Genomic DNA, 12,611 nt, shown 5'->3' with positions numbered 1-12,611 from the left:
AATTCCGCTGGACGGAATCGGTCGATGGCGCAGGCACGCGCCCTCGCCGATCGCTGGTCGTTCCGGACAGGTTGACGGCGTCGGAAGCTGTCCATGGTGACCAGGAACGATCGCTCCGCCGAGGTGGGGGCGGGCACGGCGCGGGCGGCTCAGTCGGCCGGGGGTGGGCTCTCCGGCACGAGCTCGAGTCCGGCGAGGTCCGCGCAGGCGCGCCGCACGAGGTCGATCGAGCGCTCCGAGGTCAGCGCCGTCGTGCGCACCGCCGGCGCGCTCAGAGCCACAGCGTCGCGCGGAGGCAGTCCGCTGCTGTGCGGAACCGCGATGCCGACAGCGCTGATGTCGGACTCCGTCTGCCGCAGATTGAGCGCGAAGCCCTGAGCTCGCACCTCGTCCATCTCGGCCAGGAGGCGCTCGAGGTCGCTGCCGGCGAGGCGCTCACCGGGCGAGCGCCCGCCGGCATAGAGGGCGCGGATCGACACGTCGTCGAGAGCGGCGAGCAGAGCTTTGCCCCCTGAGGTCAGCCGCGCCGGGAGGACGGTGCCGGTGCGCTCCCCCACCCGCAGACGCTGGCGGGATTCGACGGTCGTGAGGAAGACGACGCTCACTCCGCGACGGCGCAGGAGGGAGACGGTCTCTCCGGTGTCGGCGCTGAGCTGGGCGAGGATCTCGAGGACCGGGCCGGGCACCGACTGTGTGCCCTGGGTCTCCGCGACGCCGAGGGCGGGTCCGGGCCGGTACTGCCTGGCGGGCCCGCGGGTGACGAATCCCCGGTAGAGCAGCGTTGAGAGCAGGCGGTGCGCACTCGAAGGCGCCACCCCGAGGTACGCGGCGACGTCCTGGACGCGCACGCCCTCCTGCGGGTGGCGGCGGAGGAGGTCGATGAGCAGCAGGGCATTGTCGACGGACTCGATGGCATGGTCAGGACGTTTGACGATGCTGAAATGCTGCGGCATGACCCCCACGGTAGCCTGTCCTCCGGATTCCGCAGAGCAGAATATACTCGTGATCGGCTTCACACCCTCCCTACGGTGTCCCCCATGACCGAGACCACCTCCTCACAGGCCCCGGCGCGCAGCGAAGCGCGCCGCTGGGCGGCAGTCGTCATCTGCTGGCTGCTCATCGTCATGGACGGCTACGACCTCATCGTCTACGGTGCCGTCCAGAACTCCCTCATCGAGACCACCGACTGGGGACTCACCCCCGCCTCGGCGGGCACCCTCGGCTCGCTCGCGTTCCTCGGGATGATGATCGGCGCCGTCGTCGCCGGCCGTCTCGCCGATGCGATCGGGCGCCGCCGGACCATCCTGCTCTGCGTCATCGTCTTCGGCGTGGCCACGGTCGCCTGCGCCCTGGCACCGAACCCCGGCGTCTTCGGGGCGCTGCGCCTCATCGCCGGCCTCGGCCTCGGCGGACTCGTGCCCTCGGCGAACGCGCTCACCGCCGAGCTCGTTCCCCCACGCTGGCGCGGCTCGATGGCGACCCTGATGATGTCCGGGGTGCCGATCGGCGGAACGATCGCCGCGCTCACCGGACTCTGGCTCATCCCCGCCTTCGGGTGGCCGGCGATGTTCTGGATCACCGCGGTCTCCTTCATCCTTCTCGCCGTCGCCTGGAAGGTGCTGCCGGAGACGGGTGCGCCCCGTGCCGCGTCCGGCAGCGACCCGGGGCAGGCGGACGTTGAGGCCGGAGACCGCGCAGCGCCGCGGACCGGCTTCTCCACGATCCTGTCCACGCCGTGGCTGAGCTTCTCGATCCTCTTCGCACTCACGACCCTCTTCACCCTCTTCGCGTGGTACGGCCTCGGCACGCAGCTGCCGAAGATCATGCGCGACTCCGGCGCCGATCTCGGACCCGCCCTGGCCTTCACGATCGCCCTCAACCTCGGCGCGGTCGTCGGCTCGGTGCTCACGGCATGGGCGGGCGACCGGTTCGGAATCCTGCCGACGGCGACGGTCGCCGCGGCGGTCGCCGGCATCGCCCTCGTCGCGCTCATGAGCGGGACGACCGCGACGCTCGCGATCTACGTCGCCCTCGTCCTCGCGGGCATCGGCACCCACGGCACGCAGTCGCTCATCGTCGGCGCCATCGCCTCGCACTACCCGGCACACCTGCGCGGCACAGCCCTGGGCTGGGCACTCGGCGTCGGGCGCATCGGTGCGGTGCTCGCTCCGCAGGTCTCGGGCATCCTCCTCGGAATCAACGGGGTCGACCCGTCGATGAGCTTCCTCCTCTTCGGAGGGGCGGCACTGGCCTCGGCCCTTGTCCTCGCCACCCTCACGGTTCTCAGTCGCCGCCGGCGGCGGGCCGTCGACGGCGAACAGGCCGCCACGGAACCGGTCGCGCCCTGAGAGTACGCACCACACCTCGCGCGGACCGCCTTCGCGAGGAGGATCCGGTTCGACATGGGGCTCGATGTCGAACCGGATCCTCCTGCCGGAGGCCGCCCCAGAGGCCTCTACGCGGGCACGAGGTGGCGGTCCTCATCGATCTCTGCGAGCGACTTCTTCGCCATGCTGCGAGCGAGGAAGAGCACAGGGACGCCGGCGACGACGACGATGACCGTCGCATAGATCGCCGGTGCCAGGGTGAGACCGGTCGAGGACATCAGCCACGTGGCGACAAGCGGTGAGAGTCCGCCGAAGAGGACGGTGGCGACGTTGTAGCCGATGGCCATGCCCGAGAAGCGGCTCGTGCCGGTGAACTGCTCGGGGATCATCGCCGCGGCCACAGCGCTCCACCCGGCGGCGGGGATCGCGAGGAATGCGGCGCCGCCGATCGCGATCGACGCCGAGTCGTTGCTCAGGAGCACATAGGCGGGGATCGTCGTGAAGATGAAGACGACCATGAGGCCGGCGAGGGAGGCCTTCCGCCCGAACCGGTCAGAGGCGAGCCCGAAGAACGGCGTGACGACGATGGCGACGACTGCGGCCACGGTGCCCAGCGCCAGCGAACCCGAGTTCGGGACCTGGGCGACCTCTTCGACGTAGGTGGGCACATAGGTGATGTTGAGGAAGTAGCTCACCGACCCGATCGAGGAGATGAGGAAGGCGACGATGATCGCCCGGGGCTGTTCGAGGATCGCGGTGATGAGCGGCGAGCGCTTGAGGACGACATCGGTCTTCTCCGCCTTCTGCAGGCGCTTGAACGTGTCGGTCTCGACCATCATCCGACGCAGCGGAACCATGAGCGCGGCGAGGACGGCACCGAGGACGAAGAGCACCCTCCACCCCCACGACTCCATCGCCTCGGTCGAGAGCGTATTGGCCAGCAGGGCGCCCGAACCGACGGCGAGCAGGGCGCCGACCTCGCTGTTCGCCGCAGCCCAGCTCGCAGCGAGTCCGCGCTTGCCCGGCTTCGCCGACTCCATGAGGAAGACCATGATCCCCGTGTACTCGGCACCGACGGAGAACCCGGAGAGGCAGCGGAAGAAGACGAGGCCGACCCCGGCCCAGATCCCGATCGTGTTGTAGTCGGGCATGATCGCGATGCCGAGCATGGACACGGCCATGAGCACCGCGGAGACGACGAGTGCGTGCTTGCGTCCGACCCGATCGCCGAGGTGGCCGAAGACCATGGCCCCGAGCGGCCGGAAGAGGAATCCGGCGGCGCCGACGCCGAGGGTGAGCAGCAGCGAATCGGCCTGCCCGCCGAAGAACTCCTTCGTCAGCGTCGTCGCGACGTAGAAGAAGATCGAGAAGTCATACCATTCGACGACGGTGCCGAAGGCGGCGACGAGCATCGAGCGGCGGCGTCCCCTCTCCTTCTCGGCAGAGCCTGCCCCTGCCTGGGTGCGGGGGCGTGATTCGGGTTCGAACTCGGACATCGTCGGTTCCGTTCGCTCGCAGTGAAGGGGGCCGTCAGGGGCCTCTCAGGTGATCCGCGCTTGAGACTATCAGCTGACCCGGACACACGGGAGGCTTCAGCCGAAATTCATCGTGTCCTCCCTGGTCACACGAGTACAGACAGACGCACGCTATCAAGTCTCCCTGTCCGGCCGCCTTGACTCGCCTCCCATCGCCCCGGGAAGGGAGCCGACGGCGGACGAATCCCTGCGACCCCGCACCTGAGACGAGGGCGTCCGCCGTCGACAGCGGCTCATCGTCGGCGGCCGCGGCTCTCACCTCGATGGGGAACGAGATCCGCAGCCCGCGGCGGAGGCCGGCGCCGCACTGCCCGCCGACTCAGCGGATCTGCTCGACCGCGATGGCCGCTGCGCCGGAGATCAGACGGTCGTCGGCCTCGGCGTCCTTCTCGTCCTTCGATGAGAGGACGGAGATGATGATGGGACCGCCGTCGCCGGGCCAGACGATCCCGAGGTCGGCGCGCGAACCGTAGTATCCGGTGCCCGATTTGTCCCCGACCGTCCATTCCTCGGGCAGCTCCGCTCGGATCAGCGTGTCCCCGGTCTGCGTGGCCTTCATCCAGTCGGTCAGGGTCGTCGCCTCGTCGTCCTCGAGCGCTCCGCCGAAGACGTATTCGCGGAGGTTGCCCGCCGAGGCGCGCGGTGTGGTGGTGTCGCGGGGATCCCCGGGCTTCGCCTCGTTGAGTCCCGGTTCGGTGCGCGAGACCGTGGTTCCGGTGTCGCCGAGATCGTTCAGGCGTTCGTCGAGGGCTGCGGGCCCGCCGAGTTCGGCGAAGATGAGGTTCGCAGCACCGTTGTCGCTCTGGGTCATCGCGGCCTCGCAGAGCTCGGCGAGCGTCATCGTGCCTCCGACCTTCGTCTCGGTCACCGGCGAGTGGCTGACGATGTCGTCCTCGGAGATCGACACCCTCTTCGACAGTCCGTCAGTCCCCACCTCATCGAGCAGCGCCGCCGAGGCCATGGCCTTGATCGTCGACGCGTACGCGAACCTCTCATCGCCGCGCCAGGCGAGCTCTCGACCCGTGTCGAGGTCGACGGCGTAGACGCCGACCCTGGCATCGAAGTCGTCTTCGAGCTGGGTGAAGGCGGAGTCGGCTTCGGCTGGGTCCGCCGCAGTCGGATCCCCTGTATCCGTGGGCGTCACCGATGTGGAGGATGCAGTCGGATCGGCCCCGTCCGCCGAGGTGGCCGCCCCGCCCTCCTGGCAGCCGGCGACGAGGATGAGGCCGCTCGTGCAGGCCAGCGCGGCCGCAGCCCGCAGCATCCGGGTTCGCGGTGTCAGTGATTTCGTCATCTCTCTCCTATCCGAGTAAGTCCCCTCTGCGTACGCTTCCCGAGCCTGTGCGCGCCTCGGCCGAGCACTCGGGGCAGGCACGTGATTGGGCCACCCCTGTCGACTTCTCCCCCGGTTCTCAGAACGCGCCGGCGAGGACGCCGATGCCGACAACGATGTAGGTGAGAACGACGGGGACCGCCGCGATGATGAGCGGCACGGGCCGGCCCCATCGATACCCTGCCCACGCCCACAGTCCGATGTCGACGATGAGGAGGCCTGCGACGCCGAGGTAGGACAGCGTGGTCACCCAGTCCGTCTGCGGCTCCCCCGAGCAGTGGACGATGCAGCCCGAGTAGGCGATGAGACCGAGGAAGGCGAGCATCGCGATGGGGAACGCGAACACGGCGAGGGCAGCGATCCCGAACCCGACAGCCCCACCGACCGAGCGCGGACGACCCTTGGCATCGACAGTCATCTCCCTCCCAGCCCCGCCTCGGCACCGTCGCGTTTCGCCGGATCATCCGGCTTCCCAGCATCGTCCGCCTCCGACGGTCCGTCGCCCGACCGGCCGGGCTCGCTCCCGCCGTCGGCACCGCGGGAGACCTCGCTACCGCCGTCGGGTCCCCGAGCATTCCGACCCGCGCTCTCGCCTCCGCCGTCGGGCCGCGGGAAGCCGCCGGTCTCCGCGCGCGGACCCGCGTAGCGCATGAACTCCTGCCATGTCGGCCCCGATACAGTCTGACCATAGACGATGCGCGGCATCGACCCGCGTGAGTTCCGCCGCCAGTCGCGCATGCCCTCGGGGTCGCCCGTCCACACAGCCGTCGACAGGCCGCGGGTGAACCCGACGAGCCAGCTCGCTCCGACCTCGAAGTTCGTCGTCCCCGTCTTCGCCGCAGCCGGTGTGCCGATGCGCAGCCTCGTCGTCGTCCCGCCCTCGAAGGTCTGACTGAGCGCGTACGCGACGGTGTCGGCGATCGTCGGGTCGATCACCTCGGCGCACCCCGCGTTCCCATCACCACCGGCACCGCGGATCTCCTCGCCCTCGGAGTCGGTGACGGTGACGATCGCCTGCGGTGCGCACCGCGTCCCGTGGTTGGCGAACGCCGTGTACGCCGAGGCCATCGTCAGCGGTGAGACGGAGACCGTCCCGAGGATCGACGACGGGTAGAGGACCTGTTCGGTCCCGTTCTCCAATGTCGCCGCAGAGAGCTTCTCCCCGGTTCCCAGACGCACGCCGAGGCTCGTCGCCGTATCCCGGATCTCACACATGTTCAGCTGCGAGGCCATGTCCGCGTACGCCTTGTTCACCGACTTCTTCGTCGCCTCGAGCACGGTCATCCTGCCGTCCGCGCCGCCGGAGTCCCCGGCGTTGCGCGGGTTGTAGCCGCCGGCGGCATAGTTGCGACCGTCGCATCCCTGCGTCGAGAACCCCGTGTAGTCGGTCCCCGACCCGTTGACGGTGTCGCCGAGGCTGCGGCCGTCGGCCAGCCAGGCTGCGAGCACGAACGGCTTCCACGTCGAACCCGGCTGGAAGCCCGTGCCCCCGCCGAAGGGACTGTCGACGGCGTAGTTGACCGAGGTGCGTCCCCGCTTCTCCTCCTCGCCGAGGCTGTACTCCGTGTTCTGGGTCATCGCCCGGATCTCTCCGGTGGCGACATCGACGCTGACGAGAGCCTGCACCGCCCCGGAGGAGTCCCCGACGGGAAGCCGGTCCCGCACCGCTTCCACGGCCTTCTTCTGCAGGGCCGAGTCGATGGAGGTGCGGATCGTCAGACCGCCTCGGCGCAGGGTCTCCTTCCGCTCTTCGGGGGTGGCACCGAAGCGTTCGTCGGTGAGGACGCCGCTCTCGACGTAGGTGCAGAAGTAGGCGAGGTCACCGGCGGAGGCGCAGCCGTTGGGAGTGACGTTCGGCTTGAGGTCGAGTCCGGACTCCGCCGCCTCCTTCTGCTCGTCGGCGGTGATGTACCCGTATTCGGCCATCTTCTCAAGCACGAGGTTGCGGCGTTCGATGACCGCCTCGGGGTTCTTCTGCGGGTTGTACTCATACGGGTTGCGCACGATCCCGGCGAGCGTCGCCGCCTGCGCGATCGACAGCTCGGCGGCGTCGACGCCCCAGTACTGCCGGGCGGCGGCCTGGACGCCGTAGACGTTGGGCGATCCCGAGTAGCTGGCGATGTTGAGGTAGCGGTTCAGGATCTCGTCCTTCGTGAACGTCTTCTCCACTGTGATCGCGAGCCGCATCTCCCGCAGCTTGCGCGCCATGCCGCTCACCCCGGAGCGGTCCCTGGCCCGGTCGATGCCCTGCTCGTCCCCATCGGCCTGGCTGGCATTGATGAGGACGTTCTTCACGTACTGCTGGGTGAGCGTCGATCCGCCGTGGAGGGACCCGGTGAGGAGGTTCTTCGCGACGGCCCGGGCCACACCTTCGACGTCGACAGGACCGTGCTCGTAGAAGCGGCGGTCCTCGATCGCGAGCGTCGCATCCCGCATCGGCTGCGAGATCCTCTCGAGCGGCACCTCGTCCCGGTTCTGCCACGAGAAGGTCGCGATCGTCGTCCCATTCTTCGTCAGCAGCGTCGACGGTTGGGCGAGTGGGCGGTCGTCGAGCTCGGCGGGCAGGGAGTCGAAGAGGTCCATTCCCGCACCGAGGGCGGCGGCGGAGGATCCGGCGACGGGGCTGGCGAGTCCGGCGGCGACGATCCCGGCGCACACGGACAGGGCGAGGAATCTCAGCAGATGTCTCATGAGTTCAGCTCCGTGAAGAATCGGTCGGCGACGGGCACGGCCGCCTCGGCGCCGAATCCCCCGTCCTCGACGAGGACGGCGACGGCGAGGTCCCCCTGGAACCCGGCGAACCACGAATGGGTGCGCGGGGGCACCGCGGTGCCGTATTCGGCGGTCCCCGTCTTCCCGTAGACCGGGTCACCGGGGACGTCGGCGAGCGCCGAGGCGGTGCCGTCGGTCACCGTCGCCCGCATCATCTCCTTGACCTCGGCCAGCCCCTTCGGATCGGGGGCGGGCACCTCGCCGGTGCGGTCCCGGCGGTCGGGGAGGACGAGGAGGGGTCGGACCGTGGACCCCTTGGCCACGGTCGCGGTCATCGTCGCGACGGCCAATGGTGTGGCGAGCACCTTGCCCTGGCCGATCATCGCCGCCGCGTGCTCGACGGGGTCGTCGGCCTCGGGCACCGAGGCCATGTAGGAGTCTGTGCCGATGTCGATCTGGCCCATGCCCATGCTCAACGCGGTCTCACTCAGGGCTGCCGCGGTGACGTCGGGGGCCGAGTTGACGAAGGCCGTGTTGCACGATTGGGCGAAGCTCTCTGAGAAGTCGACTTCGCCGAGCACGTGGTCCTCGGCGTTCTTGAACCGCTTGCCGTTGACGCTCGTCGTCTTCGGGCAGTCGAGGGCGGTGCCGGGGGTGATCCCGGAGTCGACCATCGCCGCCCCGGAGACGATCTTGAACACGGACCCGGGCGGGTACTGGCCGGTCAGGGCCCGGTCCCACGCGGCCCCGGTGGGGTCGAAGTTCGCCACGGCGAGGACATGGCCGTCGCTCGGGCGGATCGCGACGATCGCGCTCGGCTTCGTCGCCGTGGCCGCCGCTTCCTCGGCGGCGGTCTGGACGGCGACGTCGAGCGTCGTCGTCACGTCCTCCCCGGAAGTCCCGTCGACCGTGTACAGCGTCGCCGGACCCTCACCGGATCCCGGACCCTCACCGGATCCGCCGCCCGCAGCACCCGAAGCAGCATCCTCGGCAAGGATCCGCAGCCCGGGGCCCGGCCGCAGCGTGCCGTCGTAGAGCATCTGGATTCCGCTGCGCCCGACGTAGGAGTCAGAGGTGAGGCTCTCGGGTTCGGCGGCGATCTCGTCGGGTTCGGCGCGTCCGGCCGAGCCGAGCGTCGCCGCGGCGAATCCCTTCGTCCGCGCGAGCGGCTGCGTGCGGGAGCGGAAGACGGTGCCCGGCAGCTTAAGGATCGCGCCCTTGACGAGCTCGTAGTCGTCCTTGCGCAGGGTGATGACGGGGACGAACGCGTCCGGGTCGGCCTTCTCGACGCGTTCGGCGAGCTCCTTCGGATCGATGTCGAGCGACTTCTCCAGCTGCGCGAGTGTCGCCTTCTCATCCGTGAGCCTGCTCGGCTGGAGGCCGACGTCGATGACCTCGCCCTCGGCCACGAGGACGGCGTCGTCAGCACCGAGGATCCGCCCGCGCTCACCGGCCGTGCGTTCGGCCGTGAGGATCTCACCGTCACCGAGGTCGGGGTGGACGAGGCGGGGCTCGAACTCGGCCGTCCACAGTGCCCCGGACCGCCGGAGGGAGACGTCGACGGAGTAGGACCAGTCACCCGCCGCCGAGGCGAACTCCCAGTCCCAGCGCAGCGTCGCCGTCGCGGTGCCGCCGGCCGAGTCGACGCCGTCGACGGTGACACGGCGTGTGCCCTGTCCCGCCTCGGCGAGGTCCGTGACGATCCCGGCGAGGTCGTCCCCGTCGTCCGGGTTCGTCCATGCCTGTGAGCGCAGCTGACCGGAGGTGAGGTCGGCGGCGATCTGCCTCGCGGCGATCGAGGGGAGGACGGGGAGGGTGCGCAGCGCGAGAACGCCGACTCCGACGAGCACGAGCACGACGACGACACCGATGATCCTTCGTGTCAGGGGCTTCATGGTGCTATCGTTGGCACCCATCCTGAGCATGTCCAATATCACATGGAGTTCGCATCATGCTGATTCTGATATACACCCAGGTGGAGACCGGTCGGTGAACCTCCTCAAGAGCCTCGAGATGTTCCGTGCCGTCGCCGAGCACGAGAGCTTCACGCGGGCTGCCGACGAACTCTCGCTCGCACAGCCGCCGATCTCCCGTGGGGTCGCCGACCTCGAGAGGCACCTCGGGGTGCGCCTCTTCGACCGCAGCCGTCGCCGCATCCGACTCACCGCCGCCGGCAGGGCGGTGCTGCCCGACATCCTCGAGATACTGCGCCGCATCGACGGCCTCGCCGAGGTGGCGGGTCGTCGCGAGGAGGGCACCCTCATCGGCGTCCACGGGCGCCTCGACCCCGCGGTCCTCGTCTCGGCGACGAAGGAGCTGCGCCTCGGCGGGGCCGTGCCGCGGTTCGTCCCCGCCGAATCGGCGGCCCTCGACGATCTCATCGAGTCCGGGGAGATCGACGCGGGACTCGACGTCCGCGGGCTCGGCTCTCCCCTGCCGACGCAGCGTCGACGGCAGTCCAGTGACCTCGTCGTCGACCTCGTCGCCGCCTCGACCCGATTCACAGGGTCCGAGGGAGCGATGAGCGCCGCCGACCTGCGCGGGATGCCGCCTGGCATGGGTTTCGGACGGGCCTCGGAGCGGGAGACGATCATGATCCTCCCCGAGGATGCCGGCCTCCTCCACGATTCGGGTCTGCTCACCCCGCTCGTCGCTCGCGGCATCCACCTCGGCCAGTTCGTCGTCGCCGACACCGAATTCGACGCCGTCACCCATGTCTTCGCCCACGGCTCGGTGCTCCTGTGCCCGGCGATGACCGCGCGCACCCACTCCCTGCCCTACCGCGGTCTGCGCGACGTCGACCTCGCCCGCCGGGTCGAGGTCGTCGGCTCCGGCAGCCTCGATCTCCTCGACGCGATGGAGTCGCCGCTCATCCTCACGGCGATCGCCCGGATCCTCGGGGCCCGCTCCCATGAGACCCGCAGCGTCGCTCACCAGGGCCGCTATGCGGATGAAAGGCTGTTCGGACCGTCATGAGCGAAACCGTCATCGACGAGATCAACGGGGTGTGGACGAGCCTCGGCGCGCAGGGGTTCCTCTTCGCCGAGGACCTCGAGACCCACCGTTCGGTCGGCATCCGGGAGTCCGCGCGCATCCCGCTCGCCTCGGTCGGCAAGGTCGCGATCGTCGCAGGCCTCCTCGATGCCGCCGCCGACGGCGTCCTCGACCTCACGCGGCGCGTCGTCGTCGACCCGACGACCGCGACTCCGGGCGGGACGGGGATCTCCGGACTGCACGATCCCGTCGAGATGAGCCTGCGCGACCTCGCCGCGATGGCATTGTCGGTCAGCGACAATGCCGCCGCGGACACGCTCTTCGCCCTCGTCGGGCCCGAGAGGATCACCGCTCTGCTCCACCGCTTCGGTATCCGCTCGTTCGACGTCGTCGCCCCGATGTCCCACCTCTACGATGTCCTCGCCGAGGTGGCCGGCGGCGACGAGGCCCGTGCCCTGGCCGTCGCCGTCGCCGATGCCCGCTCGGGTCGCGTGCCCCAGCTGCCGGATTCGGCGTTCAACACCGGCACCGTGCGTGCCACCGCGCGCCTCTTCGAGCTCATCCACACAGGCCGTCTGCTCGGGGCCGAGGACTCCGCGGTGCTGCGCGACCTCCTGCGCAGGCAGATCTTCCGGCACCGGATTGCCGCGGGCTTCCCCATGGATGCGGTCAGCTACTACGGGAAGACCGGGACGTTCCTCAACTTCCGGCACGAGGCAGGGGTCATCGTCGACAGCGACGGCACGGCGTATTCGATCGCGATCTTCACCCGCTCGACGATCGCGACGTTCTCCCAGCCCGAACTCGACGCCTCGATCGGCTACTGCGCCCGGCTCGCGATCGAGCACCTGCGCTCGCTCCGGTGAGCGAAACTAATCTCCGGAGCCCGGGAGCCAGGGCCCCTCACTCCTCGTCGACGACGGTGTATTCGAGGACGGGACGCCCCGCGGACCCATAGCGGGGACGGCGATCGAGGAGGCCGGCGTCGGCCATGGCCTCGAGGTAGCGGCGGGCGGTCACCCGCGAGACACCGAGACTCTCGGCCACCTCGGCGGCGGACTGACCGGGGGTCTGCGTGAGCACCCCTCTCACCTCGTCCTGGACACCGTCAGGGACTCCCTTCGGAGTCGCGGTGACGGTGTGCGTGCGCAGGGCGGCGATCGCGGTGTCGACCTCGTTCTGGGTCACCTCGCCCTCCGGGCAGTCGGCCCCGAGGCGGAACCGGTACGACGAGTACGCTTCGAGCTTCGACTTGAAGACGGGGAACGTGAAGGGCTTGATGATGTACTGCGCGACGCCGTAGGAGAGGGCCTCCTGGACGATCTGCATGTCCCGGGCCGCGGTCACGGCGATGATGTCGACATCGACCCGCTGACCGCGGATGGCACGGCAGACCTGGAGTCCGTGGCCGTCGGGGAGGTTCATGTCGAGGAGGACGAGGTCGATCCCGTCGGGGTCGAGGCCGAGGATCTTGCCCGTGAGCGCCGCCATCGCCTGGGTGGCGTTCTTCGCGACCCCGGCGACGTGGTAGCCCTCGAGGCGCTCGATGTACTTTGCGTGAGCACGGGCGGCGACGGCCTCGTCCTCGACGACGAGCACACCGATGCTCGCATCAGGCTGGGTGGTCTCGGGCATGCCGTCAGTCTAATCTCCGCACCGCGCCTGCGGGCTGGGCACGTGTTCCAGGCTCGACACATGCCGTGAGCCGCC

10 protein-coding genes are annotated in these 12,611 nt (G+C 69.6%); 3 read left to right on the top strand and 7 right to left on the bottom strand.

Annotated features, from left to right (window positions below; all coding sequences use genetic code 11):
• Positions 1–149 precede the first annotated feature (149 nt).
• Positions 150–953 (bottom strand): IclR family transcriptional regulator, encoded by an 804-nt coding sequence (locus BC102111_RS00925; RefSeq protein ID WP_063249511.1) that lies wholly within the window; start codon positions 951–953, stop codon positions 150–152.
• An 84-nt stretch (positions 954–1,037) separates the two neighbouring features.
• On the opposite strand from BC102111_RS00925, the gene BC102111_RS00920 reads away from it, so the two are divergent.
• Positions 1,038–2,348, top strand: coding sequence for an MFS transporter (locus tag BC102111_RS00920; protein WP_009376616.1), 1,311 nt, complete (start codon positions 1,038–1,040; stop codon positions 2,346–2,348).
• A gap of 107 nt (positions 2,349–2,455) precedes the next feature.
• Here BC102111_RS00920 and BC102111_RS00915 read toward each other — a convergent pair whose 3' ends face one another.
• The 5 genes from BC102111_RS00915 to BC102111_RS00890 all read right to left on the bottom strand — a co-directional run bounded on the left by BC102111_RS00915 (position 2,456) and on the right by BC102111_RS00890 (position 9,802).
• Positions 2,456–3,823 carry an MFS transporter gene (locus BC102111_RS00915; RefSeq protein WP_009376617.1) on the bottom strand — a complete coding sequence of 456 codons (1,368 nt, stop codon included), beginning with the start codon at positions 3,821–3,823 and terminating at the stop codon, positions 2,456–2,458.
• A gap of 358 nt (positions 3,824–4,181) precedes the next feature.
• Positions 4,182–5,156, bottom strand: coding sequence for a class A beta-lactamase (gene bla / locus BC102111_RS00905; protein ID WP_009376618.1), 975 nt, complete (start codon positions 5,154–5,156; stop codon positions 4,182–4,184).
• A gap of 118 nt (positions 5,157–5,274) precedes the next feature.
• The gene (locus tag BC102111_RS00900; protein ID WP_009376619.1) at positions 5,275–5,613 is read right to left on the bottom strand and encodes a hypothetical protein; all 339 of its coding nucleotides are present in this window, start codon (positions 5,611–5,613) and stop codon (positions 5,275–5,277) included.
• On the bottom strand, positions 5,610–7,886 hold the full coding sequence (locus BC102111_RS00895; protein WP_009376620.1) for a transglycosylase domain-containing protein: 2,277 nt from the start codon (positions 7,884–7,886) through the stop codon (positions 5,610–5,612). Before BC102111_RS00895 ends, BC102111_RS00900 begins: the two co-directional genes overlap by 4 nt.
• Positions 7,883–9,802 (bottom strand): penicillin-binding transpeptidase domain-containing protein, encoded by a 1,920-nt coding sequence (locus BC102111_RS00890; RefSeq protein ID WP_063249507.1) that lies wholly within the window; start codon positions 9,800–9,802, stop codon positions 7,883–7,885. The genes BC102111_RS00895 and BC102111_RS00890 overlap by 4 nt, the downstream gene beginning before the upstream one ends.
• 94 nt (positions 9,803–9,896) lie before the next feature.
• Here BC102111_RS00890 and BC102111_RS00885 point away from each other — a divergent pair, with 94 nt between their 5' ends.
• Together BC102111_RS00885 and BC102111_RS00880 are read left to right on the top strand one after the other, a co-directional pair.
• On the top strand, positions 9,897–10,883 hold the full coding sequence (locus BC102111_RS00885) for a LysR family transcriptional regulator (RefSeq protein WP_009376622.1): 987 nt from the start codon (positions 9,897–9,899) through the stop codon (positions 10,881–10,883).
• A complete protein-coding gene (locus BC102111_RS00880; protein WP_009376623.1) occupies positions 10,880–11,767 on the top strand; it encodes a serine hydrolase in 888 nt (295 codons plus the stop codon). Before BC102111_RS00885 ends, BC102111_RS00880 begins: the two co-directional genes overlap by 4 nt.
• A 37-nt stretch (positions 11,768–11,804) precedes the next feature.
• Here BC102111_RS00880 and BC102111_RS00875 read toward each other — a convergent pair whose 3' ends face one another.
• Positions 11,805–12,536 (bottom strand): response regulator, encoded by a 732-nt coding sequence (locus BC102111_RS00875; RefSeq protein WP_009376624.1) that lies wholly within the window; start codon positions 12,534–12,536, stop codon positions 11,805–11,807.
• Positions 12,537–12,611: the final 75 nt, after the last annotated feature.

The sequence above is a fragment of the Brevibacterium casei CIP 102111 genome (assembly GCF_900169275.1).
Taxonomy (GTDB): domain Bacteria; phylum Actinomycetota; class Actinomycetes; order Actinomycetales; family Brevibacteriaceae; genus Brevibacterium; species Brevibacterium casei.
The sequence above is the reverse complement of the archived record's forward strand: the minus strand, read 5'-3'. Positions and strand labels throughout refer to the sequence as shown.

What these genes read in the sequence shown, in the direction of transcription:
- BC102111_RS00895 (WP_009376620.1), bottom strand. Translation starts at nt 7,886, where the DNA reads ATGAGACATCTGCTGAGATTCCTCGCCCTGTCCGTGTGCGCCGGGATC.
- BC102111_RS00890 (WP_063249507.1), bottom strand. Translation starts at nt 9,802, where the DNA reads ATGAAGCCCCTGACACGAAGGATCATCGGTGTCGTCGTCGTGCTCGTG.
- BC102111_RS00915 (WP_009376617.1), bottom strand. Translation starts at nt 3,823, where the DNA reads ATGTCCGAGTTCGAACCCGAATCACGCCCCCGCACCCAGGCAGGGGCA.
- BC102111_RS00900 (WP_009376619.1), bottom strand. Translation starts at nt 5,613, where the DNA reads ATGACTGTCGATGCCAAGGGTCGTCCGCGCTCGGTCGGTGGGGCTGTC.
- BC102111_RS00875 (WP_009376624.1), bottom strand. Translation starts at nt 12,536, where the DNA reads ATGCCCGAGACCACCCAGCCTGATGCGAGCATCGGTGTGCTCGTCGTC.
- BC102111_RS00925 (WP_063249511.1), bottom strand. Translation starts at nt 953, where the DNA reads ATGCCGCAGCATTTCAGCATCGTCAAACGTCCTGACCATGCCATCGAG.
- BC102111_RS00880 (WP_009376623.1), top strand. Translation starts at nt 10,880, where the DNA reads ATGAGCGAAACCGTCATCGACGAGATCAACGGGGTGTGGACGAGCCTC.
- bla (WP_009376618.1), bottom strand. Translation starts at nt 5,156, where the DNA reads ATGACGAAATCACTGACACCGCGAACCCGGATGCTGCGGGCTGCGGCC.
- BC102111_RS00920 (WP_009376616.1), top strand. Translation starts at nt 1,038, where the DNA reads ATGACCGAGACCACCTCCTCACAGGCCCCGGCGCGCAGCGAAGCGCGC.